Below are 26,569 nucleotides of genomic sequence, written 5' to 3' on the forward strand. Positions count from 1 at the left end.
ATCTATTAATAGTAATAAAAATAAAAGTAAAAGTTTTAGTTATTTTTCTAATTGTTAATCAGATATTTTGCAAATAGTAAAGCAGATAAATATTTTTTATTGTATAATTATTCTAAATTCAAAATGGTTTTTTAGGAAAGGATATATTTATATGAACAAAGATAAAGATGATGAAAAAAATAATTCTTCTAAAAAATTTAAAGGTGGTTTTTTTAAAGTAGTTGCTTTTTACTATAAAAGATATTTATGACAATGTTGTATCATAATGCTTTTTACAGCCTTAGGGTCGATTTGTGTCATTATCACCCCAAAAATAACGCAAAAATTAGTTAGTCCTGATGTTTTACAAGGACCTTATGGCATGTTAATTAGTTATGTAATTATTATCATTAGTCTTTATCTTGCTTCCGGAATTTTTAATTTCTTTCAAAGTTTTTTAGGAGGCATTGTTGCTAAAAAGATTGAAATTGATATTCGAAATAAAGTGTTAAATAATTTAGTTGATTTAGATATGCAATTTTATACGAATAAAAAGACTGGTGAAATTTTAACTAAAGTTATTGCTGATACTGCTACTATTGGTGACCAAGCACAACAAATACCAATTAGTTTTCTTTCAGCAATTTTTACTTTTGTTGGAGCAATTGTAATTCTTTTAACTATTAGCATTAAATTAACTATTGTTGCTTTAATCGCAGCATTAACAATTTTAGTTACATTATTAGTAATGTTTGGTATTTTTAAAAAAATAACTTATAAAGTTCGCAAAGTTTTGACAAATATTAATGGTGATGTTACTGATCGCATTAGTGTTATTCGTTTAATTAAATCATCAGGAACAGAAACTTATGAAAAAGAGCGTTTTGTGGATATTCATAAAATTTATTATAAAACTTCACTTAAACAAGTAACATTATCATCAGTAATTGTTTCTTTTATGATAATGGGAATTTCTAGTTTGAATATTATTATTTTATTAGCAGGGATAATAATGATGCATAATCAAACTTTGGTTGCAGATAATTCTGAAGCAATTCCAATTATTATTTCATTTGTTTTAGGAATTAATATTTTAATTTTTCCAATTATGACATTAGTTCGTACTTTTAATAATTTAGCTAATGCATCAACATCGTCAATTAGAATTAATGAATTATTAAATGAAAAGCCACAAATTAATCGTAATTTAGAGCAACCAATTATGAAGACTGTTACGGGAAATATTATTTTTGATAATGTTAGTTTCTATTATCCTAATAGTGATCAGCTTATTTTGAATAAATTTAATTATCATTTTGAACAAGGTAAGTCTTATGCTTTCGTTGGTGAAACGGGAGTAGGAAAATCAACAATTTCTAAATTATTATTAAGGTTTTATGATCCTTCTATGGGTACAATTTACATTAATGCTGATCAAGATTTAAAAAAAATTAATTTAACTTCTTATTTACAACATGTTGGTTATGTTGAACAAGAACCCCAAATTTTTTATGGTACTTTCTTTGAAAATATTAGTTATGGAGTTTTTAAAGTTACTAAAGAAGAAGTTATTGTTGCTTGTAAAAAAGCAGAGTTGCATGATTTTATTATTGGTTTAAAAAATGGTTATGATACTATTTTAGGTGAACGGGGATTTATTTTATCTGGTGGTCAAAAACAAAGATTAGTAATTGCAAGAATGTTTTTAAAAAATCCTGAAGTTTTAATTTTAGATGAAGCAACAAGTTCTTTAGATAATATTGTGGAAAAAGAAATTCAAGAAAATCTTAATCAATTAATGAAAGGAAGAACAACCTTTATTATTGCGCATCGTTTATCAACGATTAAAGATGTTGATGAAATTCTTGTTTTAGAAAAAGATAAAGGTGTTGTTCAAAGTGGTAATTTTGAAACATTAAAAAATCAAGAAGGTCGCTTTAAAGCATTATATACTGCAGGATTAATGGCTTAGTTTAAAAAACTAAAAGTTGATTTATAAATTATAGATAATGAATCTAAAAATCGGATAAAATGGTGGTTATAAAGTGAAATTAATTGATGTTGATAAAATTGCTCACATTATTAAGCAAGTTGTATCAATAACACCAGGTGTTGTTGCGTTTGCTTATAGTCGTGAAAATAAAGAAAATGAAGATGCCATTGCTTTAGAAAAAGACATTACCCCAGCAATTGATGTTAAAAAAATTGAACCAAATCATTATGGGGTTAAAATTCATATTATTAGTTCAATTCATACTAATATTTTTGAAGTTTTACAAGAAGTTCAACATCGCGTTAAATATGAATTGGAAAAGCAAATGGAATTTGATAGTAATTTTAAAATTGATATTTGCATTGATGATTTAATTAGTGAATAATATTTATTAAGAGGTAGGTGAAATAAAATGAAAATTGATGCAAAATTATTTAAAATCATGCTTATTAGTGCTGCTAATAATTTATATAATTATCATTTAGAAATTGATAAATTAAATGTTTTTCCTGTTCCAGATGGTGATACGGGAACAAATATGAATTTAACAATGGAAAATGCTATTAAAGAAATTAAAAAATATGAAACTTCTAGTATTACTGAAATAGCAAATGTGTTTAGTCGTGGTTTGATTATGGGCGCTAGGGGAAATTCAGGAGTTATTTTGTCCCAAATTTTTCGTGGTTTTAGTAAAGGATTAGTTCATGAAGAATTTATCAGTACTAGCGATTTACTAAAAGCATGAACTTATGCTAAACAAGTAGCTTATAAAGCAGTTATGAAACCTGTTGAAGGAACAATTTTAACTGTTATTAGACTTGCTATTGATGATACTAAACTTGAAACTAAGGAAACAATATTGCCATTAAAACTTATGGATAAGTTTTTGGAAAATGCTAACAATGCATTAGCACAAACCCCTAACTTATTACCAATTTTAAAAGAAGTTGGTGTTGTTGATTCAGGTGGTTTTGGATTAGTTAAAATTATTGAGGGAATGGTTTATTCATTAGAAAAAGGTAAAGAAATTAAAAAGAAAAAGAATTTAGTAGCTAGTGATAATAAAGAAGTTGTTATTAAATTAGATGATGAAAATTTTGGTTATTGTACAGAAACGATTGTTATTTTAAGTGAAATGAAACAAAAAAATTTTCCTTTAGAAAAAGTTCGCTTTTCGTTAGAAGAACAAGGTTGTAAATCAATCGTTGTTGTTCAAGATCAAGATATTTTTAAAGTTCATGTTCATTCGTTAATGCCAGGGCAAATATTAGTTTATTTACAACAATTTGGTGATTTTCAAAAAGTAAAAATTGAAAATATGGGGTTACAAGCAAAAAAGCATAGTACAGAAATTAAAGAACTTCGTAGTTTAAATAACTCTTGAGCAATTATTACTGTTGCTGCTGGTAAAGGTTTAGCAAAATATTTTATGAATGACTTGCAAGCATCGTATGTAGTTAATGGGGGACAAACAATGAACCCATCAACTGATGATTTTTTAAAAGCGATTGAATTAGTTGATGCTAAAGATGTTTATATTTTACCAAATAATTCCAATATTATTTCAACTGCACAACAAGCAGCGAAACTAGAAAAGAAATCTAATGTTTATGTTATCCCCACAACTTCAATTCCAGAAGGAATGCTTAGTATTCTTAGTTTTAATAAGGAAGAAAAAAGTGCTAAAAAAAATTTTAATAATATGAAAAATGCTATTAAAAAGATTGTGTCAGCAAGAATTACTAATGCTGTTAGAACAACAACTATTGATGGTGTTGCTGTGAAAGAAGGAAATTATCTTGGTATTTTAGATAAAAAAATTTATACTCAAGAAGCAGATTTAGTTTTAGTAGCAAAAAAATTACTAAGTAAAATGATTAGTAAATCATCATCACAATTGGTAACAATTTTTATTGGTGAAGATGCTAAACGCCAAGATTTACGACTAATTGAAAAGTATATTGATGAAAACTTTGATGTTGAATATGAAAAAATTGAAGGTGAACAACCAGTATATCCTTTCATATTTGGTGTTGAATAGATATAATTTAATTGTTAAAAAGAGGTGAAGTTTGTGAAAATTGCAGTAGATGTTATGGGCTCAGATTTAGGACATAAGCCACTAATAAGTGGTGTCATAAAATTTTTACAACAATATAATGACATTGATATTATTTTAGTTGGTAACGAACTGATAATTAAAGAATATTTAATTGGTTTTAAATTAAATGAAAAGTTATTATCGCGGATTAGTTTTAAAAATGCTAATGAAGAAATAATGATGACTGATAGTATTTTAGATATTAGAAGAAAAAACGATAATTCAATGAGTAAAGCAATTGAATGTGTTGCTAATAAAGAAGCTGATGCAGTATTAACAGCAGGGGCTACGGGTCCTTTTTTAGCAGCTAATCATTTTATTTTAAAAGAAATAACTGGTGTTACTCGTCCAGCTTTTATGGCAATTATGCCAACAAAAATAAAAAATAAGCAAGTTGTGCTTATTGATGCGGGCGCTAATGTTGAAAATGATAGTAATGATTTAGAAATATTTGCTATGATGGCAAATATTTATGTTCAAAAAATTTGAGAATTATCGCAACCAAAAGTAGCATTATTAAATATTGGTACAGAAGAGAAAAAAGGTAAGGAATATCATCAAGAAACTTATATAAAATTAAGTAACAATTCACAATTAAATTTTGTTGGTAATATTGAACCTAATAATTTTATGAATGGTGATATTGATATTGTTGTAACTGATGGTTTTACTGGTAATATTTCCTTGAAAGCGGTTGAAGGGACGGCACGGAATTTATTGCAAGTTTTACGAAATCAGTTTACTAAGAATATCTTTCGTAAGTTAGCATCATTATGTTTGAAAAAAGCATTTAATGAAGTTAAAGAAATTTTTGACTATCGAAATACGGGCGGAGCAATTTTAATTGGTGTTAATGGCATTGTTTTTAAAGCGCATGGTAGTAGTAATGTTAAAGCATTTTTTAGTACTTTAAAATTAGTTCGGAAAGCGCTTTTAGAAGATGTATTATCACTAATTAAAAATAATGTTGTTAAAGAAGAAGGAAAATAAGGATTTATGTTTATTGAAGAAATTAAAATTTTGTTAAAAGCATTTAATTTAGAACCACGAAATATTAATTTATATGAACAAGCTTTGACTCATAGTTCATATGCTAATGAAAAGCAATTAAATTATAATTATCAACGATTAGAATTTTTAGGTGATGCGGTGTTGCAAATGTATACAACATTATATTTATATCGAATAAATGATGATTTAAATGAAGGCGAGTTAACAATTTGGCGAAGTCAAATTGTTAGAGAAGAAACCTTAGCACAAGTGTGTAGATTTTATAAGATGAATGAATATATTCGCTTAGGTAAAGGCGAAATTCAAACGGGTGGTCGTGAAAAAGATAGCATTTTAGGTGATGTTTTTGAAGCGATTGTCGGTGCTATTTATTTAGATTTAGGCCAACAAGCGGTTAATACATTTTTAATGCAAACATTATTTAATAAAATTAAAGATAAAAGTATTTATTTAGTTAAAGATTATAAAACTTTATTACAAGAATATTTACAAACTGAACGCCAAGATCCTATTGAATATAAAGTTATTTTTGAACATAAAGATAAAAATAGTTATCAATATGTTGCTATTGTAAAAAGTGGTGACATTATTTTTGGTAAGGGAAGTGGTAGTTCACATAGTAAAGCTGAGCAAGCAGCTGCAAAAGATGCTTATTTAAAATTAGTTAAGGTTGTTAAATAAAAGGATAGCAATTAATGAGGTAATTAGATGTTAAAGTTATTTAAAAGTATTATTTATAGTTTTTTTCAAAACTTTTTTCAAGTAATTAGTTTACTAATTGTTATTTTAATAATGTTAGTTATCCTTTTAGGGATATTTTCATCAAATGATTATGTTAAAAATCAATATGCTAAAATTTATAATAATGCTGCAATTTATGATAATACAATTAGTTCATCTAAAGATTTAGTTTTTAGAAATGATTCTAAACTTTGAAAAAATAAAAATTATTTTACTTCTGAAAATAAACTTGATATAGAAATTTTTAAAAAAGCAACTCTATCAATAAGTCATCTTACTGAATTTGATAAAGAAGAAATTTTAACAATAGACTTGGTACATAACCTTTAATTTTATCTACTATTTTGATAATTATTTTTTAGATGAAATACAAATGTTAGATAAATACAAAGATAAAAATGAATTTTATAGTTTAGTCGGCATAAAATGTTATAGTTATGTACCAAGTCTAATGAATCACGATGTTCAGCAATATTTAAATGCTAATATTTCAACAATTTATAAGGTAACATATTGTGATGAACCTAATAAGATTAAAATTGGTTGTGATAGTTCTAAAATTTCAAATAAAGGATATTGATTTGTTAATAGTCAAATAATTAATAATGATGGATTAGGAACACCTTATGTTTCTGAACTTTTTGAAAAATATCAACAATATGATTACTTTCATTTAATTACTACTAATGAGGCAGAAAATTTATTAACTATTAATCAAGAGTTAGAACAATTGCACAAAGATAATTTACAAGATAACTTTCCTCGTAATATTACTAGTGATACAATGCGTGAGCATATTGATTTATATTGATTTATTGCTTCATCAATTAGTTTTAATCGTTTAGAATATGTTGAGTCATTAGACATTACTGAGTTTTTAACATCAGGAAATGCCTATCGTGTTAAGAGTTATGATGCTACTAGTTATTTTAATAAACCTTATATAATTAAAGAAAATGGTAAATTTAATTTAAATGATGGTAGTAATTATGTCTTTGTGTTTAAAAGATTTGCTGATGTTAATAATCTATCGTTAGGTAGCAAATTTCGGATTATGGGACAAGAAGTTATTATTGCTGGCTATGCTACTGATGTTAATGATGCGTATTTTTTAATGCAAAGTGGAGAAATGCCTAGTTTATCAAGTTCAACTGTTGTATGAGTTAATAAGCAAACTTATAATAAATTAAAGGGTGATGTTGTTGATCATAAGTTAGGTGAAAATAAAAAAAGTATTTATGGGTTTAAGCATCAAAAAAATACTGATTTAAATTTTAATTTTCAAACTTTAAAACAAGAATATAATCGCTTTTCGTTGTATTGAAATCTTAAATTAAATAATAATGATTTTGCTGTTATTTGAAATCCTTATTTAATGACAAAAGAAGCTTTGAATGCAAGAATATTAATAATAAATAGTGTTGCAACAACTTTTTCATTGTTAATTTTTGGAATTAATTTGTTAATTATTTTTATTTTAATTCATAAATCAGTAATAAATAATCAGCAATCATTTGGAATGTTAAAATCATTAGGTTATTCAACAATAAAAATATCATTAGTAATGACAATTGCTCAAATGATACCAATTATTTTTGTTAGTATTGGTAGTATTTTTTTATCGTATTATATGCAGAGTTTTTTTAATCAAACTTATATTGATTTTTTTGTTTTTCCTGAATATGGTATTTCATTTAATGTTTTAATTATTATTTTAATTATTGTTGTACCACTTTTAATTATTGCTTTTTTTACTTTTATTTTTGCTTTTTTCTTATTACGAAAAAATCCATTAACATTAATGTCTAAGTCAATTAATTATAATTATAAAACTGTTGTTAAATCAAAAACTAGTAATAAAAGTAGTTTTTTTAATAAAATTGTCGATTTTAGTTTTAAAACTAAAATAACCTTTTTCTTTGCTAATAATAGTTTCTCTAAATTGTCATTGACATTTGTTTCAACTTTAGCAGCATCAACATTATTATTCTTTTCATTATCAGCTTTTAAGATGAATGATTCAATTATGAATAAACAATGGGAAGGCGTTAATGTTAATTATTTATATAATTATCATACTAGTAATGATGATTTAAAATTAATGTATAAAGGCGAAGGTAGTAAAGTTGATTATCAAGCAATTAGTGAATTAAATCCTAATAATAATATTGTTGAAGATATTAAAAATAATTCTGCAAAAATTACAAATCAAGGGTATTATGATGTTAGTAATAAATGAATTAAAAGTTCAGAAGTTAAAATCATTATTGAACAACTTAATAATCCAAATAGTGATAATTTACTTGGATTAGATTTAGAAACTAAGAAATTATTAGTAAGTATTATTAATACTTATCCTTATTTAAGAGATTATTTTACAGGTACAAATTTAAAAAATGATATTATTATTTTATTTAATAATATTTTTTATTGTCCAGAACAAGATAAAATGATTAATATTTTTAATGAGCAAATTTATTCGTTTAATATGAATAAATATCAAAGAATTAAAAATAGTAATCAAAAAATTAGTAAAATTGATGAAATAACAATAAAAACAAATATTAATCAGTTGAATGTTATTAATGAAACGCATCAAGAATTTATTAAACCATCGTTAAATAATAAGACATTACAGGAATTTTTTGATTTTGATATTGAAAATATTGCTGAATTATACTTGTAAGTGCAAGTAAATAAAATTGCAAAAGATTTCATATAAAAATTTCATGATGCTAAGTTTATTTTAGAAAAAGTAAATTTAAGGAGTTTTTATATGGGATACAAACATCTTGGCATAGATGAAAGAATTTATATTGAGAATCAATTGAAATTTAAAGTAAAAATTAGTGAAATAGCTAAAAATCTTAATCGAAGTATTAGTACTATTAATCGAGAAGTTAATAGAAATAAAGATAATAATCATTATTTTTCATTAATTGCACAAAATAAAGCAGAAAATAGAAAACAATTACATGTTTATTTTCATAAATTTAAAAATAGAGAATTAGTAAAATATGTACAACAAAAATTATTATTAGGTTGATCGCCTGAACAAATTTATGGCAGAATTAAAAATTTTCATCAAGAATGAATTATTAGTTTTAAAACAATTTACAATTGAATTTATTCTGGATTACTTGAAAAGGTTACTAGTAAAAATTTAAGAAGAAAAGGTAAGAAACGAAAATCTCAAGAAAATCGGGGTAAATTTAATGGTAAATCCATTAAAGAACGAAATGTTAATAATCGCATAACTCTTGGCCATTGAGAAGGTGATACTGTAGTATTATCACGAGGTAAAAGTAAATCATGTTTAATAACTTTAGTTGAAAGAACATCAAGATTTACTTTAGCAATATTAGTTGAAAATAGAACTACTAAAGTTATTAACAAAAATATTAGTCATTATTTATCAATTCTTCCAAATAATCTTGTTAAGACTATAACATTTGATAGGGGTAAAGAATTTGCTAATTGACAACAACTTGAAAAAAATTTAAATGTGAAAATTTATTTTGCTGATGCATATTCACCTTGACAAAGAGGTACTAATGAAAATACTAATGGTTTAATTAGAGAAAAATTTCCTAAAAAATTTAATTTTTCAAACACTACTAAAAATGCAGTTCATAAATTTATATTGTCTTTAAACCAAAGACCAAGAAAAATACTAAATTATCTTTCGCCAATCGAATATTTGGTTAGAAAAATAATTTAGTTGCACTTAACTTTACAATTTGGCATTAAAATTAAATATGAACATTTTTTATCATCTTTACAAAATAATTTTGGGTATGATAAGATTACTATTTTACCACTTTTAGTAAATGCTAATGATGTTTGAGCTTCAAACTTAAAACAAGATGATTTTGTTTATTTGAGTGATGGTGACTTTAATTTTATTAATGATGATAATAAAAAACCATTATTTGGTTATATTTTTGATACTTTTGATAATTTAACAAAAGATACTGTTATTACTCGTGAAAAGGAGTTTTATGAATATACTAATTTAAATGCAACATATTTTAATACCAAGTTATCACAAAATACAGCGAATGATTTTCAATCTTATTTTTCAATTGTTAGTAATAAGAAAAATTATCAAATTAGTTTCAATAAAAATGAATTATTTAAGACTGATTATTGAAATGATGATTTAGGTTGGAGTAGTGCAATTGAAGGATTTACCAATATTCATCATAAAAAGCAGTTAACATTAAAATTTAGCACTTATTTAGAAAGTTTAATTATATGTTTTATCATTGGAGCTATTGTTATTGTTTTAATTATTGTTTTTGTAACTAGTAATATTACTATTAATGATAATTTGCGATTTGTTACAATTTTAAATGTTATTGGGTATCATTATAAATGATTAGCTAGTCGTTTTATATTAATTTTTATGCCAATTATGTTAATTACTTGAATAATATCCATTCCTTTAGCAAGACCAATTATTAAATTATTAACTGATATTATTTATAGTGAAACTAAAGTTTTATTTCCTGTATATATTGCAGATTGATACTATCCGTTGGTTTTATTAATATTAGTTATTTTGTTTACAGTATCTTTTAGTATTTGTTGACTATCATTAATATATCGTAATAAAATTAGAAGTATTACTAATACATAGTTAAAATATATTGTTATAATAAAATTTGTGAGGTAGATAAATATGGTGTTTTTAAAAAGATTAGAAGCGTATGGATTTAAATCATTTGCTAAGCCAACAAAAATAGTTTTTGAGCACGGTATTATTGGTGTTGTGGGACCTAATGGTTCTGGTAAGTCTAATATTAATGATGCTATTCGTTGAGTATTGGGCGAACAATCAATTAAATCATTACGGGGTGATAATATTCAAGATATTATTTTTCAAGGTAGTAGTGAATATCCACAGTTAAATATGGCGGAAGTTAAATTAATTTTTAATAATAAAAAACGCATTTTTCCTATTGACTTTGATGAAGTAGAAATAACTAGAAGAGTTTATCGTGATAATAATGAGAATGAATATTCAATTAATAAAAGTCGTAGCAGATTAAAGGATGTTCAAGAATTAGTATTAGGTACTGGTTTAAGTAAAGGTTCATTAGCTATTATTAATCAAGGTAATGTCGCTAATTTTTCACAAGTTAAACCAGAAGAAAGAAGATTATTGTTTGAAGAAGCAGCTAATGTATCTAAGTATAAAAAACGCAAATTAGAGTCAGTTCGGAAATTAGAAAAAACTGAAGAAAATTTAGTTCGCATTAATGACATCATTATTGAGATGGAAAGAAATATTAATTATTTGCGTCGTCAAGCTAAAAAAGCACAAGAATATGTTACTAAAAAAGAACAATTGACAACTATTGAAGTGGCTATTTTAGTAAAAGATATTACTAGTCAGTATGAAGGGCTTCGTGATTTACAATTAGAAATTAAAAGATATACTTCTCAAACTGAAGATTTAAGTGTTCAAATTACTAATTATGATAATAAAATTAATTTGTTGCAAGAAAATATTTTTACTATTGATAATAAAATGCAACAATTCGGACAACAATTAGATGAACATCTTAATCAATTAGAACTATTACAAAATGAAAAAATTTCACAACAAAATGAAAAGCAAGTTAATAGTAATAATCAAGTTCAAGATTTAGAACAAGATGCTAATAATATTAATCAAGAAATTTTACAACAAACTAAATTAATTACTGAACAGCAAAATATGATTGATGATTTTCAAAAACAAAGAATTTTATTAAATGAAGATTTAGAAGTTGCTGTTAAAAAGTATAATCTTTTAAATAAGGAAATTTATGAATTAAAAAGTAAACAAGATTATTTAGTTGATTTGCAAAGTAATAATACTTATTATTATCAGGGTGTTAAAACAATTTTAAATAATCGACTTCATTTAACAGGAATTATTGATACTATTGATCGATTAATTAATGTTCCTAGTATTTATCAATTAGCTATTCAAGAAGCCTTATCTAGCAGTATGCAACATATTGTTGTTGAAAAGGATAGTGATGCTATTCGTGCAATTCAATTTTTAAAAGCTAATGAAGGTGGAATTGCAACATTTTTACCTTTAAATAGTTTACGGATTCAAATGATTAATAATGAGGATTTATCATTATTAAAAACTCAAAAAGGTTTTATTGGCATTGCTTATGAATTATTAACTACTAATGTTAAGTTTGAACCAGTAATGCGTTTTTTATTAGGAAGAATAATTATTGTTGAGAGTTTAGCACAAGCAAATGAAATTGCTCATTTGACTTATCGGAAGTATCATATTATTACTTTACAAGGTGATGTTATTCGCCCTGGGGGCAGTATTAGTGGTGGTCACAAAAGAGTTAAGCCATTTTTATTTAATAATGAAGAGCAAGTTAATAGTTTAAAAACTAAAATTAGTGAATTAGAACAATTAGTTCAAACTTATTATCAAAAATGGCAAAGTATTAAAGAGAAACTAATAACATTAAATAATGAATTAGAACAAAAACAATTGCATTTAGGTAAGTTTCAACAAAGTAAACAAAGTAATGAACAAAAACAAAGAATAATTGAACAAGAATATCAACATTTAACAAAGAAAAAAATGCGAGTTAGTGATGATTTTAATCAACAACTTGATGAGCGACTAATATTGGAAAATAAAATTAGTAATTTAAAGTTAGAAAAATTAAAAATTACTGAGCAACAACAAACACAAAGAACTTTGCGAGAAACTTATAGTAATCAATTATATTCATTAACTTTAGAAATAAAAAAAATGCGTACTGAATATAAAAATCAAGAGAAACTATTACAAGAATATAATTATCAAAAGTTAGCAATTGATAATTGTTTACAACAAAATTTAGAAAGATTAGCGCAAGAATATCGTTTAACTTATGAATATGGTTATGAAAAGTATGGTCAAGACCCGATTGGTGATATTAAAGAAGTTCGTGAACAAATTATTTTATTACGCCAAGAATTACAAGATTTAGGGCCAGTAAATATTGATGCTATTTCTGAATATGAAACAATTAATGAACGATATCAATTTTTAAAAGAACAAGAACAAGAATTAAATAATGGTAAAAAACAATTACTTAATGCTATTAAAGATATGGATGAAATTATGATAACTTGTTTTGATACGACCATTAAAGATATTAATAAGGTTTTGCCAGAAACTTTTAAAGTTCTTTTTGCTGGTGGCACTGCTAGTTTAGTATATACTGATCCTAATAATATTTTAGAAACCGGAATTGATATTTTAGTAAATTTACCAGGAAAAACTATTACTAACTTGAATTTATTATCAGGTGGTGAGAAATCACTAGTAGCTTTAGCAGTGCTTTTTGCAATTTTAAAGGCACGACCTTTACCAATTGTTATTCTTGATGAAGTGGAAGCGCCATTAGATGTTGCCAATGTTGAAAGATTTGCTAAGTATTTAAAGTCTTTTGCTACGGAAACACAATTTATTGTTATTACGCATCGCCCAGGAACAATGGAAAACTGTGATACATTGTATGGCACAACAATGCAAAGTAAAGGTGTTACTAAAATGGTTGCTATTAGATTAGAACAAGCAAAAAATTTAGTTACTTCTGCTAATTAATTTATCGTGTATTATTAGTATGATAAGGGTAAAACATTAATGATTTAATCCAATGGAGGCTATTAAAATGTTAAGAACTAAATTTACTATTGAGATTGAACGCTTGAAAAATAATATTATTGAATTATTTAATTTAACAATGAAACAACATAAAGAAGTTATTAAAGCTTTAGAAGAAGAAAGTATTAGTAAATGTAAAATAATTGTTGCTAATGATAATAATATTAACAAATTTTATGCTGAAATTTTAGATAGTGCCATTTGAAGAATTGCTAAACAACAACCAGTTGCTAGCGATTTACGCCATATTATTGGTTATATGTCAATTGCCAAAGAATTAGAAAGAATTTCTGATTATGCTCGTAACATTGCTAATTTTTATTTAAAAGCTAAACCACCAGTTAAATATAGTAAATATATTGGTCAATTATCTAAAAAAGTTTTAAAAATTATGCAGTTTATTATTAAAGTTCTTGCTGATGAAACACAATGAGGTAAGAAAATTATTCAAACTATTGTTAGATTAGATGATATTGTTGATAGTGAATATAATGATATTAATACTTTGTTAATTGATTTAGTTTTAGATAATGTTACTGAAGATAAAATATGAATTTATACAGGAATTATGCAACAATTAAAATATTTAGAGCGAGCTGGTGATCATTTAGTTAATATTGCTGAAACCTTACTATTTATTTCTCAGGGAACTCATTATGAATCAGGAAGATAATATCAGGACAAGCTCTAGTAGTAAAACATTTAGAAAGCACTTATATTAAAATTTATGATAGTTAATGAATCAACAAAAGATTAATATTGTTATTTTTAAAATATCTAGTAGTTTTTATTAATACTTGCGATTGAAATGAAGTAGTTTGAAAATATTACTATTTAATTAATGTCTTTTTTATTTATAGAAGGAGACATTTTATTTTTTTAAAATTAATATAAAATGTTTAGAAAATAATCTAGAATAGAAATTTATATCAGATTGTTAATGATAATATTAATTTATAAAATTAAAAAAAGAAAGGATTTAACTAATGTCATTTATAATTCAATGTCCACATTGTCATCAAGAAATTACCGAAAAGGATTTTGAAAAGAGTCATCAAGCAGTATCATATTTACAACAATTTTTTAATCGTAAGGAGCAAGAATATTGTGATAAGTTAAAAAATCAATTAGATGCTGATTTTCAAAAACAAAAAGCAATAGAAATTACTAGTGTAGTAAATGAAAAAGAAAATGAGTGAAATAAGCAACACGATAATGAATTGCATAAAATAAAAGAAGCCCATCAACAAATTTTAGATGGTTTAAACCAACAATTAAATGATGCTAAGAGCAATTTAAAATCCCAAGAAGAAACAAAAAAGGCTGATATTGAAGTTTCTATTTTGAAAGAAAAAAGCAATATTGAAAAACAAAAACAAAAAGAAATTGCTGATATTAAAGATAATTATCAAAAGATAATTGATGAGTTAAATTCTAAAATAAAAGATTTAGATATTAAAGAAAAAACTAATGCATCTCAACGAGAAAAATTGTTTACAGAAAAAGAACTTGAAATTACTAAAAATAAACAACAAGAAATTGATTTATTAAAGGATAAAATTAGTATTTTAGAAACCGAAAAGAAAACAAAGGAAGCAGATATTAAGGTTATTTTGGCTGAAAAAGAAAAAGAGTGAAGTAATTTACAACAAAATAAGTTGGATACTTTAAATAAAGACTATCAGAAAAATATTAATGATTTACAAGAGAAAAATCATCAATTAGATATGTTAGTTAAAACTAATGATGCTAAGGTCCAAGAATTAGTAGCAAAAAAAGAAACTGAAATTATTAATTCTAAACAAGAAGAAATTAATAAGTTAATTGATGAAACAACTGAATTAAAACTTAAATTAGAACAAGGACGAAATATTAGAACAGGAATTTTAGGAGCTAATTTAGAAAATGATTTTGCAGGTAAAATGCCATCGTTTTTTCCAAATGACCATTTTGAAAAAACAACTAAAACCATTAATGGTAAAAAACCTGATTTTAGGTTAGGAGTTTTGAATGATGAAGAGGATAATAAAGTAGTTGGTAATATCTTATTTGAGTTAAAAAATCAAGAAAAATTAGATAGTAAATGAGAGGAAAAATTAGCAATTGAATTAAAAGAATGAAATGCTAAGTTTGGCATTATTGTTTGAACTTATGCTAAAGCACCATTTAGTCGTTCTTCAAAATATCGTGATATTTTTATTATTAATACTGACCTTGAAGTTATTGCATTAATTGTTAATATTTTAAAAATTTTAATTAAAAAAGAATTTGCTTTATCATTACAATCTTCAACTAATAAAAATGATCAGGAATTTAAAGAACGCTTTAATAATTGATTACAAGATGAATTTAGTTCTTTAATTGGTAAAGCGATGCAAGAGTTTATTAAGTTTGAAAAGCATATTCAACAAATTCAAAACTCTAATGAGAAATTAAAAAGCGTTAAAGAGAATTTACAAGAAATATTAATTGCTAAAATTGAGGATTCTTTAAAAAAATTATTGTAATTTTAAAAGACTTCTTGTAGTTAAGACAACAACAAGAAGTTTTTATTGAAAAATTTTTAATTTTTGTAAATAACTAGTAAAATTAGTAGTGAAAGTAAGTCTAAGGAGAGAAATGTATGGAATATAAAGCCCCCAGAGGTACTAATGATATTTTACCAATCCAAAGTAAACAACGATATCAATTACAACAAATTTTACGAGATATTGTTAAAAAATATAATTATGAAGAAATTAGTACGCCGATATTTGAACAGTATGAATTATTTCAAAGAACTGTTGGTGTTAATAGCGATATTGTTAGTAAAGAAATGTTTAACTTTCAAGATAAAAAAGGTCGTGAATTAGCACTTCGTCCTGAAAATACAGCGCCAATTGTTAGAGCAGTAATTGAAAATAAATTAGTTGATGTTTTAGGATTACCTTTAAAATTATTTTACTATGGACATATGTTTCGCTATGAGCGACCACAACGAGGGCGTCAAAGACAATTTACGCAATTTGGTGTGGAAGTTTTTGGTAAAAAAACTATTTATTTAGATGCTGAAATTATTTGTTTAGCAATGGATATTGTTAAATCGTTAAAGATTAATAATATTATTCTTAAAATAAATTTTTTAGGAGCAAAAGCAACCCAAAATAAATATCAACAAATTTTAAAAACATTTTTACAAGATATGAGCACAACATTATGTGAGGATTGTCAAAGAAGAATTACTAAAAATACCTTGCGAGTATTAGATTGTAAAATTGATCAAAATATTAAAAATTTACCAATAATTAGTGAAACTTATTCTGTTGAAGAAAAAGAATATTTTACAAGGTTAATAAAGTTATTGGATAATTTAAAAGTTAAATATGAGATTGATAGTAAATTAGTTCGCGGTTTAGACTATTATAATGATACTGTTTTTGAAATTATTAGTTTAGAGAAGGGTGTTGAAGGACAGAATACATTAATTGGTGGTGGTCGTTATGATAATTTAGTTGAGGAATTATCAAAAAATCAAAAATCAGTTCCAGCAATTGGTTTTGCAATCGGAATTGAAAGATTACTTAATGCTACTGAAAATCATTCAGACTTTATTAAAAAAATGCTTCCATTGGTTGATGTATACATTATTGCTTTAACCGCTACTGGTTATGAATTAGCAACTAATGTATTATTAACTTTAAGAAGTAATAATTTTATTAGTGATATGGATTATGAACAAAGGAATATTAAGGCTCAGTTTAATGTTGTTTCTAAATTAGATTGTCGTTTTGTTATTATTATTGGTGATAGCGAAGTTAAAGAGAGTAATTTAACTATTAAAAATCAGGAAACTAAGGTAGAAGAAAAGATTAGTATTAATGAATTAATTAATTATTTGAATGCAAATAAGGGAGATAAATAATGAGAAGTCATAATTGTGGTGAATTAAGAGAAGAAAATGTTAATTTAGAAGTTAACCTTTGTGGTTGAGTTCATACAATTCGTAAACTTAATAATTTAATATTTTTAGATTTACGCGATCGTTATGGAATGACGCAAATTATAATTAATAGTGAAAATCCTAACTATATTCTCGCTAAAAGTTTAAGCACTGATGATGTTATTAAAGTTGATGGTACGGTAGTGCTTCGTAAATCTAAAAATAATAATTTATCAACAGGAAATATTGAAATTATTTGTACTAATTTAGAGTTAATAAATAAATCACAAGTATCACCATTAGATAATGAAAGTTTAGAGGAAACGCGTTTAGAATATCGGTTTTTAGATTTACGAAGACAAGTAATGCAAGATAAAATAATTTTGCGTCATCAAGTTATGCAAATAATGCGTAATTTTTTAAATAATAATAATTTTTTAGAAATTGAAACGCCAATTTTAGCAAGCACAACTCCCGAAGGGGCAAGAGACTATTTAGTTCCGGCAAGAAATCAAAAAGGACATTTTTATGCGTTACCACAGTCACCGCAAATATTTAAGCAATTATTAATGGTTGGTGGTTATGATCGCTACTATCAAATTGCTCGTTGTTTTCGTGATGAAGATTTAAGAAGTGATCGCCAACCAGAATTTAGTCAATTAGATTTAGAAATGAGTTTTATTGAACAAAAGGATATTATTACTCTTTTAGAGCAAATGATGCAGGAAATAATGTTAAAAACTAAAATCATTAATCTAAAAATACCTTTTTTACAATTAGATTATGAAGTAGCAATTGATTTATATGGTAGTGATAAACCAGATTTACGATATGATTTAAAACTTATTGACCTTAGTTTAATGAATACTAGTAGTAAAAAGAAAACTACTAAAGCAATTGTTGTTTCTCAGTTATTAACTGATTTACAATTAGCAGACCTAAAAGTTATTGTTAGTCAATATCAGGCGGGACAGTTGGAATATATTACTTATGACAATAAAGTTATTGGGTCAGAGTTATTATCTAATAATGCTGAAGCTATCATTAATCATTTAGCAATTAGTAATCAAGCAACCGTTTTAATGATTACAAATGATTATGAATTGGCTTGCAATACAATGGGAGCCATAAGACAGGCTATTGCTAAACAATTAAATCTTTTTACTAATGAAGATTATCAATTTTTATGAGTTGTAAATTGACCATTATTTGCTTATGATAATGAAAGTAAAAAATTTGTTGCTGCCCATCATCCTTTTACGCGCCCTAATATTAAAGATGAAATTGATTTTACTAGTAATCCAATGTTAGTCAAATCTCAGGCTTATGATTTAGTATTGAATGGTTATGAAGTTGGTGGTGGTTCAATGCGAATTCATAGTCTTGAAATGCAACAAAAAATGTTAGAGTTTTTACAAGTTTCTGTTGAAGAACAAAAAGAAAAATTTGGTTTTCTTTTGAATGCTTTATCCTATGGAGCACCAATTCATGGTGGTATTGCTTTGGGATTAGATCGTTTAATAATGTTATTAAGTAATAGTCATAGTATTCGTGATGTGATTGCTTTTCCTAAAAATACTAAGGGTAGTGATATGTTAACGCATGCTCCTAGTGTTGTTAAACAAGAACAATTGGACATTTTAGGGTTAAATGTGGTAAATAGTTAGTAAAATATAGGTATTTTATGGAAAATATATTAAAATAAGTATGGTGAAAAGTAACAAGGAGGAATAATATGTCACAAAACCAATTTCAAAATGAAAACGATAATTATAATCGTGAGCAGTCAATTAATACTATTAAGATGTTAGGTGTTGAAGCTGTCAATCAAGCTAATTCAGGGCATCCGGGAATTGTTTTAGGAGCAGCACCAATGAGTTATGCACTATTTAGTGAACATTTATATTGTAATCCGCAAGATCCCCAATGAATTAATCGTGATCGTTTTATTTTATCAGCTGGACATGGCTCAGCATTATTGTATGCGTTATTACATTTAAGTGGTTATGATATTAGTATTGATGAAGTTAAAAATTTTCGGCAATTAGATTCAATTACTCCTGGACATCCAGAAAGAAATTTAACACCTGGTGTTGAAGCAACAACGGGACCATTAGGACAAGGATTAGCAATGGGTGTTGGTTGTGATTTAGTAAGAACTTTTCTGGCACATAAATATAATAAACCTGATTTTAATATTTTTGACTATCATACTTATATTATTTGTAGTGATGGTGATTTACAAGAAGGCATAAGTCAAGAAGCTATTAGTTTAGCAGGTCATTTAAAATTAAGTAATTTAATTGTTTTATATGACTCTAATGATATTCAATTAGATGGTCCAGTAAGTTTATCACAAAGTGAAAATACAAAACAGCGTTTTTTAAGTGCTAATTGAAATTATATTTTAGTTACTGCGGGTAGTGACTTTAAAGCAATTAGTCAAGCAATAAGACAAGCTAAAGCGGAAACTGAAAAGCCAACTTTAATTGAAATTAAAACTATTATTGGTGTTGGCGCTTCAAAAGCAGGAACTAGCAGTGTTCACGGTGCCCCTTTAGGTGATGATATTATTAAGCTAAAAGAAAATTTAAAGTGAGATTATGAACCATTTTTTGTTCCTGATGATGTGAAAAATGATTTTAAAGTTAGAGTTGCACAAAGAGGTCAACAACAACAACAAATTTGAAATCAAATGTGAACTGAATATGCTAATAAATATGTTACTGAATATAAGGAAATTAATGATACTTTATATCATAACTATAATTTTACTGCTAATGATTTTCAAGATATTTTAATTGAACAAGATATGGCAACAAGAGATTGTTCATCAATAGTATTAAAAACTATTAGTAAAAAATTGCCATTATTTATTGGTGGTAGTGCTGATTTATCATCATCAACAAAAGTTTTAGGAAGTGATGGATATTTTGCATCTAATAATTTACAAGGTCGTAATATTATGTTTGGCGTTCGTGAATTTGGAATGGGTGCTATTAGTAATGGGATGCTATTACAAAAAACTGTTCGCTCATTTGTTGCTACTTTTTTAATTTTTAGTGATTATATGAAACCTGCAATTCGTTTAGCTTCATTAATGGAAATTCCTAATATTTTTGTTTTTAGTCACGATTCAATTGCTGTTGGTGAAGATGGACCAACCCATCAACCGGTAGAACAAATTTCAATGTTAAGAGCATTACCTAACTTAAATGTTTTTCGTCCTTGTGATATGAAAGAAACGATTGCTAGTTATATTTGTGCATTGAATAGTAAAGATAAGCCAACAGCAATTTTAGTTTCGCGACAAAATTTACCGCAAATTATTTCTAGTGATGTTAATAAAGCATTAAAAGGCGGATATATTATTAGTCCTGAAAAATCACAATTAGAATTAATAATTATTGCTACTGGTAGTGAAGTGCAATTAGCATTAAAAGTTCAGCAACAATTACAAAAAGAAAATATTAATACTATTCGTGTTGTTTCTATGCCTTCAACAACTGTTTTTGATTGTCAAGATGTGACTTATAAGTTAGAAGTGCTTCCGCAGACTGTTAAAAAGATAAGTTTAGAAATGGCTTCAACTTGAGGATGACATAAATATGTTGATAATGGGATAACTTTTGGCATTGACAGATTTGGAATATCAGCACCAATGCAAGATATAATGAATGAATTAGGATTTGCTGTTGATAATATTGTATTACAAGTTAAACAATTATTACAAAAAGATAATATAAAGGAGAAAAGATAAAATGCCTTGATGAGCAGGATTGTTAATTGGTCTTGTTGGCGGTTTAGTAATAGGAGGGTTATTAGCATTTTTAATATCTAAAAAGATGTTTGAAAAGCAATTAAGAGATAATCCACCAGTTAATGAAAAAATGATTCGAGCAATGTATATGCAAATGGGAAGAAAACCTTCCGAATCACAAATTAAAGCTGTGATGAATGCGATGCGTCGTAATCAAAAAAAACCTTAGAACTAATAAAATAATTTTTTAAACTGCCATATAATGGCAGTTTTTATATGGCAAATTTAGTTTGCAATAAAATACTATAAAAATTATTTTTACTAATAATGATGTGATCAACAAATTCAATTTTTAAAACTTTAGCAATATAAATTAAAGAATTTGTGGTTTCTATATCATGTTTACTAGGCAAACTATCATTATTAGGGTGATTATGAGCACAAATAATTTTTTGGGCATGATTTTTTAAAACGAGGTAATATATATCTTTTGGATCAATCGAAATTTGATTAATTGTTCCTTGATACACAAGTTGTTTAAAAATAATCCGATTATTATTATTTGCCAAATTGTAAAGTTAAGTGCAACTAAATTATTTTTCTAACCAAATATTCGATTGGCGAAAGATAATTTAGTATTTTTCTTGGTCTTTGGTTTAAAGACAATATAAATTTATGAACTGCATTTTTAGTAGTGTTTGAAAAATTAAATTTTTTAGGAAATTTTTCTCTAATTAAACCATTAGTATTTTCATTAGTACCTCTTTGTCAAGGTGAATATGCATCAGCAAAATAAATTTTCACATTTAAATTTTTTTCAAGTTGTTGTCAATTAGCAAATTCTTTACCCCTATCAAATGTTATAGTCTTAACAAGATTATTTGGAAGAATTGATAAATAATGACTAATATTTTTGTTAATAACTTTAGTAGTTCTATTTTCAACTAATATTGCTAAAGTAAATCTTGATGTTCTTTCAACTAAAGTTATTAAACATGATTTACTTTTACCTCGTGATGATACTACAGTATCACCTTCTCAATGGCCAAGAGTTATGCGATTATTAACATTTCGTTCTTTAATGGATTTACCATTAAATTTACCCCGATTTTCTTGAGATTTTCGTTTCTTACCTTTTCTTCTTAAATTTTTACTAGTAACCTTTTCAAGTAATCCAGAATAAATTCAATTGTAAATTGTTTTAAAACTAATAATTCATTCTTGATGAAAATTTTTAATTCTGCCATAAATTTGTTCAGGCGATCAACCTAATAATAATTTTTGTTGTACATATTTTACTAATTCTCTATTTTTAAATTTATGAAAATAAACATGTAATTGTTTTCTATTTTCTGCTTTATTTTGTGCAATTAATGAAAAATAATGATTATTATCTTTATTTCTATTAACTTCTCGATTAATAGTACTAATACTTCGATTAAGATTTTTAGCTATTTCACTAATTTTTACTTTAAATTTCAATTGATTCTCAATATAAATTCTTTCATCTATGCCAAGATGTTTGTATCCCATATAAAAACTCCTTAAATTTACTTTTTCTAAAATAAACTTAGCATCATGAAATTTTTATATGAAATCTTTTGCAATTTTATTTACTTGCACTTACAAGTATAATTCAGCTTTATAAAATAAAATCAACATAAATAAGATAATAACTGTTGTTAGTAATCAAAAAGCGATGTTGGTTGTTAAAAGTCAAAGCGGTTCTTCAGTTAAATTAATTTCTTTACCACCAGTAATATGAGCTGGAATAGTTGTAATTTGGATAAACAAATCTCAGAAAGTTTGTTTAATTTGTTCTCAATTTAAATCTTTTCAAACAACTAGAAACATTAGACTTGGTACATAACCTTTAATTTTATCTACTATTTTGATAATATTATTTACTAGGTGAAGTACAAATGTTAGATAAATACAAAGACGAAAATGAATTTTATAGTCTAATAGGCATAAAATATAAAACTTTCATGAAAATGGTAGAAATTTTAAAAGAAGCTAAAGCTAAACAAAAACAAATTGGTGGTAGACCAAATAAATTATCAATAGAGCAAAGATTACTTATGACTTTAGAATACTGAAAAGAATATAGTACATATCGTATTATTGCAAAAAAATATAATATTAGTCATGTTAGTTGTATTCGTAATATCTTTTGAGTTGAAAATACTCTAATAAAAAATAGTCACTTTCATATACCTGGCAAAAAGATATTATTGGAACATAAAGTTACTAATAATAATTTATTAGCAATTGATGCTACAGAAATTCCAATTGAAAGAATTAAAAAAAACTAAAATTATTATTTTCTGGTAAGAAAAGGCAACATTCATTAAAATCGCAAATAATTATTGATTTATTTAACAATAAAATTATTTCAGTAGATTTTTGTTATGGCAGTATTCATGATTATAAGTTATTTTTAAAATCAAATACACTTATAAATCCAAAATTAGAATTAATTGCCGATTCAGGCTATCAAGGTTTGCAAAATGTTCATAAAAATACATTATTGCCAATTAAAAAGAGTAAAAATAATCCCTTAAATCCAGATAAAAAGGAATATAATAGCTTTTTAAGTAAAGTTAGAATTGCCATTGAACATGTTTTTGCTAGATTAAAAAGATTTAAAATACTAGTTTATCGTTATCGCAATAAGATTAGAAGATTTGGATTACGATTTAACTTAATTTCAGGAATATATAATTTTGAATTAAGCTAGTTATAGTTATGTACCAAGTCTATTGAAATAAACACTTAATCGGAAGAAAGAGAATCCCAATGAAACTGGCAAATAACACAATAGACTTGGTACATAACCTTTAATTTTATCTACTATTTTGATAATTATTTTTTAGATGAAATACAAATGTTAGATAAATACAAAGATAAAAATGAATTTTATAGTTTAGTCGGCATAAAATGTTATAGTTATGTACCAAGTCTATTGAAATAAAAAATCAGGTAAATTTGAATATGTATGTTTGTTAGACAAAGAAATTGGTCTATTACCCAAACAACGCATTTATTTTGATGTCCAATTTAAAGTTTTAAGTCTTCTGGGTGATGGTAAGCGGTATCGCGATGTTTTAGACGCTCTAAATCATTGTTATATTTCAAAAGCTAGTATTTCAAATATTTTAAATAAATACGATATTGCCGAATATTTTCAACTAGCAGAAAAAGAAACTAAAAATAGAATTGATGTCAAAAGTAAGGATTTATATATTCAACTAGATGAGACATTTTTAGCGACATTAGACCATAAAGTTAAACAAGACCAAAGAATTCGTTTAGTTACTTTTCACACCGGACATAAAAGACTTGGTACATAACTATAACATTTTATGCCGACTAAACTATAAAATTCATTTTTATCTTTGTATTTATCTAACATTTGTATTTCATCTAAAAAATAATTATCAAAATAGTAGATAAAATTAAAGGTTATGTACCAAGTCTAAAGAAAAAAACGACAACAATGCTCGTAGAGAATTAGAAAACAAACGAGGTCATTTTCTAATGTTAAAAGTTGGTAAACGAATAAATACGATGGATTATCGTGACTTATTAATTAGAGAATTACAAAAACATTATGTGAATATTAATTATGACAAAATAATTGTTTGTGGCGATGGCGCTACTTGAATTAGAGAAATTGCCAATAGTTTTGGTAATGTTAGATATATTTTAGATGGGTATCACGCTATTAAAAAATTAAAACAAACGGCATTTAATATTATTTTTGAAAATCGCAAAGTAACACTAAATAGTTGAATTGAATTATATAAAAATGGTAATCATCAAGAATTAATCAAAAACATTCGCAATGGTGCTAAAAATGAATTAAATAAAGACATTAAAAAAAATTTAAGGAGGGCGAGTAATTATTTCGAAAACAACAAGCATGGTATTCATCATCAAAATTTAGAATGAAATATCGGTTGTAGCATTGAAAGTGATGTATCACATTTGGTAAAACAACAATTAGGATATGGGGCGAAAATATATAATCATAAAAATTTAAATAATCTATTACATTTAAGAATGGCAAATTTAAACAAATTAAATGTATTACATTAGACTTGGTACATAACTATAACTAGCTTAATTCAAAATTATATATTCCTGAAATTAAGTTAAATCGTAATCCAAATCTTCTAATCTTATTGCGATAACGATAAACTAGTATTTTAAATCTTTTTAATCTAGCAAAAACATGTTCAATGGCAATTCTAACTTTACTTAAAAAGCTATTATATTCCTTTTTATCTGGATTTAAGGGATTATTTTTACTCTTTTTAATTGGCAATAATGTATTTTTATGAACATTTTGCAAACCTTGATAGCCTGAATCGGCAATTAATTCTAATTTTGGATTTATAAGTGTATTTGATTTTAAAAATAACTTATAATCATGAATACTGCCATAACAAAAATCTACTGAAATAATTTTATTGTTAAATAAATCAATAATTATTTGTGATTTTAATGAATGTTGCCTTTTCTTACCAGAAAATAATAATTTTAGTTTTTTTTAATTCTTGCCAAATTGTAAAGTTAAGTGCAACTAAATTATTTTTCTAACCAAATATTCGATTGGCGAAAGATAATTTAGTATTTTTCTTGGTCTTTGGTTTAAAGACAATATAAATTTATGAACTGCATTTTTAGTAGTGTTTGAAAAATTAAATTTTTTAGGAAATTTTTCTCTAATTAAACCATTAGTATTTTCATTAGTACCTCTTTGTCAAGGTGAATATGCATCAGCAAAATAAATTTTCACATTTAAATTTTTTTCAAGTTGTTGTCAATTAGCAAATTCTTTACCCCTATCAAATGTTATAGTCTTAACAAGATTATTTGGAAGAATTGATAAATAATGACTAATATTTTTGTTAATAACTTTAGTAGTTCTATTTTCAACTAATATTGCTAAAGTAAATCTTGATGTTCTTTCAACTAAAGTTATTAAACATGATTTACTTTTACCTCGTGATGATACTACAGTATCACCTTCTCAATGGCCAAGAGTTATGCGATTATTAACATTTCGTTCTTTAATGGATTTACCATTAAATTTACCCCGATTTTCTTGAGATTTTCGTTTCTTACCTTTTCTTCTTAAATTTTTACTAGTAACCTTTTCAAGTAATCCAGAATAAATTCAATTGTAAATTGTTTTAAAACTAATAATTCATTCTTGATGAAAATTTTTAATTCTGCCATAAATTTGTTCAGGCGATCAACCTAATAATAATTTTTGTTGTACATATTTTACTAATTCTCTATTTTTAAATTTATGCCAAATTGTAAAGTTAAGTGCAACTAAATTATTTTTCTAACCAAATATTCGATTGGCG

At 25.4% G+C, this 26,569-nt stretch carries 25 protein-coding genes; 20 read left to right on the forward strand and 5 right to left on the reverse strand.

Going from position 1 to position 26,569, the window contains the following annotated elements:
* Window positions 1–151 precede the first annotated feature (151 nt).
* The 16 genes from ACFEL5_RS03215 (at window position 152) to ACFEL5_RS03290 (ending at window position 21,417) form a co-directional block, all read left to right on the forward strand.
* Window positions 152–1,951, forward strand: coding sequence for an ABC transporter ATP-binding protein (locus ACFEL5_RS03215; protein ID WP_375315675.1), 1,800 nt, complete (start codon window positions 152–154; stop codon window positions 1,949–1,951).
* Window positions 1,952–2,024: 73 nt separating this feature from the next.
* Window positions 2,025–2,357 carry an Asp23/Gls24 family envelope stress response protein gene (locus tag ACFEL5_RS03220; RefSeq protein ID WP_338968004.1) on the forward strand — a complete coding sequence of 111 codons (333 nt, stop codon included), beginning with the start codon at window positions 2,025–2,027 and terminating at the stop codon, window positions 2,355–2,357.
* Between the two features lie 27 nt (window positions 2,358–2,384).
* A complete protein-coding gene (locus ACFEL5_RS03225; protein ID WP_375315676.1) occupies window positions 2,385–4,013 on the forward strand; it encodes a DAK2 domain-containing protein in 1,629 nt (542 codons plus the stop codon).
* A gap of 33 nt (window positions 4,014–4,046) precedes the next feature.
* A complete protein-coding gene (plsX, locus tag ACFEL5_RS03230; protein WP_375315677.1) occupies window positions 4,047–5,063 on the forward strand; it encodes a phosphate acyltransferase PlsX in 1,017 nt (338 codons plus the stop codon).
* Between the two features lie 6 nt (window positions 5,064–5,069).
* Window positions 5,070–5,765: a ribonuclease III gene (gene rnc, locus ACFEL5_RS03235; protein WP_338967997.1), complete on the forward strand. Its 696-nt coding sequence runs from the start codon at window positions 5,070–5,072 to the stop codon at window positions 5,763–5,765.
* Between the two features lie 27 nt (window positions 5,766–5,792).
* Window positions 5,793–6,155: a hypothetical protein gene (locus ACFEL5_RS03240; protein ID WP_375315678.1), complete on the forward strand. Its 363-nt coding sequence runs from the start codon at window positions 5,793–5,795 to the stop codon at window positions 6,153–6,155.
* 43 nt (window positions 6,156–6,198) lie between these two features.
* The gene (locus ACFEL5_RS03245) at window positions 6,199–8,511 is read left to right on the forward strand and encodes an FtsX-like permease family protein (RefSeq protein ID WP_375315679.1); all 2,313 of its coding nucleotides are present in this window, start codon (window positions 6,199–6,201) and stop codon (window positions 8,509–8,511) included.
* Window positions 8,512–8,601: 90 nt separating this feature from the next.
* The gene (locus ACFEL5_RS03250) at window positions 8,602–9,546 is read left to right on the forward strand and encodes an IS30 family transposase (protein WP_375315680.1); all 945 of its coding nucleotides are present in this window, start codon (window positions 8,602–8,604) and stop codon (window positions 9,544–9,546) included.
* Window positions 9,547–10,467: a hypothetical protein gene (locus tag ACFEL5_RS03255; protein ID WP_375315681.1), complete on the forward strand. Its 921-nt coding sequence runs from the start codon at window positions 9,547–9,549 to the stop codon at window positions 10,465–10,467. It abuts the gene before it with no gap.
* 42 nt (window positions 10,468–10,509) lie between these two features.
* Window positions 10,510–13,449: an AAA family ATPase gene (locus ACFEL5_RS03260; protein ID WP_375315682.1), complete on the forward strand. Its 2,940-nt coding sequence runs from the start codon at window positions 10,510–10,512 to the stop codon at window positions 13,447–13,449.
* Between the two features lie 67 nt (window positions 13,450–13,516).
* Window positions 13,517–14,182, forward strand: a complete 666-nt coding sequence (gene phoU / locus ACFEL5_RS03265; RefSeq protein ID WP_342189542.1) for a phosphate signaling complex protein PhoU — start codon at window positions 13,517–13,519, stop codon at window positions 14,180–14,182.
* Window positions 14,183–14,495: 313 nt separating this feature from the next.
* Complete coding sequence (locus ACFEL5_RS03270; protein ID WP_375315683.1) at window positions 14,496–16,016, forward strand: DUF2130 domain-containing protein; 1,521 nt, start codon at window positions 14,496–14,498, stop codon at window positions 16,014–16,016.
* Window positions 16,017–16,132: 116 nt separating this feature from the next.
* A complete protein-coding gene (hisS, locus tag ACFEL5_RS03275) occupies window positions 16,133–17,410 on the forward strand; it encodes a histidine--tRNA ligase (protein WP_338967979.1) in 1,278 nt (425 codons plus the stop codon).
* On the forward strand, window positions 17,410–19,095 hold the full coding sequence (aspS, locus tag ACFEL5_RS03280; RefSeq protein ID WP_375315684.1) for an aspartate--tRNA ligase: 1,686 nt from the start codon (window positions 17,410–17,412) through the stop codon (window positions 19,093–19,095). The genes hisS and aspS overlap by 1 nt, the downstream gene beginning before the upstream one ends.
* Window positions 19,096–19,163: 68 nt before the next feature.
* The gene (tkt, locus tag ACFEL5_RS03285) at window positions 19,164–21,188 is read left to right on the forward strand and encodes a transketolase (RefSeq protein WP_375315685.1); all 2,025 of its coding nucleotides are present in this window, start codon (window positions 19,164–19,166) and stop codon (window positions 21,186–21,188) included.
* Between the two features lies 1 nt (window position 21,189).
* Window positions 21,190–21,417 carry a YneF family protein gene (locus tag ACFEL5_RS03290; RefSeq protein ID WP_338967972.1) on the forward strand — a complete coding sequence of 76 codons (228 nt, stop codon included), beginning with the start codon at window positions 21,190–21,192 and terminating at the stop codon, window positions 21,415–21,417.
* 43 nt (window positions 21,418–21,460) lie between these two features.
* Here ACFEL5_RS03290 and ACFEL5_RS03295 read toward each other — a convergent pair whose 3' ends face one another.
* The 3 genes from ACFEL5_RS03295 to ACFEL5_RS03305 form a co-directional block, all read right to left on the reverse strand.
* Complete coding sequence (locus ACFEL5_RS03295) at window positions 21,461–21,757, reverse strand: JAB domain-containing protein (RefSeq protein ID WP_375315686.1); 297 nt, start codon at window positions 21,755–21,757, stop codon at window positions 21,461–21,463.
* 19 nt (window positions 21,758–21,776) lie between these two features.
* Window positions 21,777–22,721, reverse strand: a complete 945-nt coding sequence (locus ACFEL5_RS03300; RefSeq protein ID WP_338966716.1) for an IS30 family transposase — start codon at window positions 22,719–22,721, stop codon at window positions 21,777–21,779.
* A 90-nt stretch (window positions 22,722–22,811) separates the two neighbouring features.
* A complete protein-coding gene (locus ACFEL5_RS03305; RefSeq protein WP_375315108.1) occupies window positions 22,812–23,042 on the reverse strand; it encodes a hypothetical protein in 231 nt (76 codons plus the stop codon).
* A gap of 68 nt (window positions 23,043–23,110) precedes the next feature.
* Between ACFEL5_RS03305 and ACFEL5_RS03310 the strand changes: the two genes are divergently transcribed.
* The 4 genes from ACFEL5_RS03310 (at window position 23,111) to ACFEL5_RS03325 (ending at window position 25,289) form a co-directional block, all read left to right on the forward strand.
* Window positions 23,111–23,503, forward strand: coding sequence for a transposase family protein (locus tag ACFEL5_RS03310; protein ID WP_375315019.1), 393 nt, complete (start codon window positions 23,111–23,113; stop codon window positions 23,501–23,503).
* Window positions 23,504–23,508: 5 nt separating this feature from the next.
* Complete coding sequence (locus ACFEL5_RS03315) at window positions 23,509–23,928, forward strand: transposase family protein (protein ID WP_375315760.1); 420 nt, start codon at window positions 23,509–23,511, stop codon at window positions 23,926–23,928.
* 211 nt (window positions 23,929–24,139) lie between these two features.
* The gene (locus ACFEL5_RS03320; protein ID WP_375315547.1) at window positions 24,140–24,541 is read left to right on the forward strand and encodes a UPF0236 family transposase-like protein; all 402 of its coding nucleotides are present in this window, start codon (window positions 24,140–24,142) and stop codon (window positions 24,539–24,541) included.
* 187 nt (window positions 24,542–24,728) lie between these two features.
* On the forward strand, window positions 24,729–25,289 hold the full coding sequence (locus ACFEL5_RS03325) for a UPF0236 family transposase-like protein (protein WP_375315101.1): 561 nt from the start codon (window positions 24,729–24,731) through the stop codon (window positions 25,287–25,289).
* Between the two features lie 19 nt (window positions 25,290–25,308).
* Here the strand turns inward: ACFEL5_RS03325 and ACFEL5_RS03330 are convergent, their stop codons facing one another.
* Window positions 25,309–25,731 (reverse strand): transposase family protein, encoded by a 423-nt coding sequence (locus tag ACFEL5_RS03330; RefSeq protein WP_342224593.1) that lies wholly within the window; start codon window positions 25,729–25,731, stop codon window positions 25,309–25,311.
* 45 nt (window positions 25,732–25,776) lie between these two features.
* On the reverse strand, window positions 25,777–26,538 hold the full coding sequence (locus ACFEL5_RS03335; protein WP_375315756.1) for an IS30 family transposase: 762 nt from the start codon (window positions 26,536–26,538) through the stop codon (window positions 25,777–25,779).
* Window positions 26,539–26,569: the final 31 nt, after the last annotated feature.

The organism is Spiroplasma endosymbiont of Tipula paludosa (assembly GCF_964264785.1).
GTDB lineage: Bacteria > Bacillota_I > Bacilli_A > Mycoplasmatales > Nriv7 > Nriv7.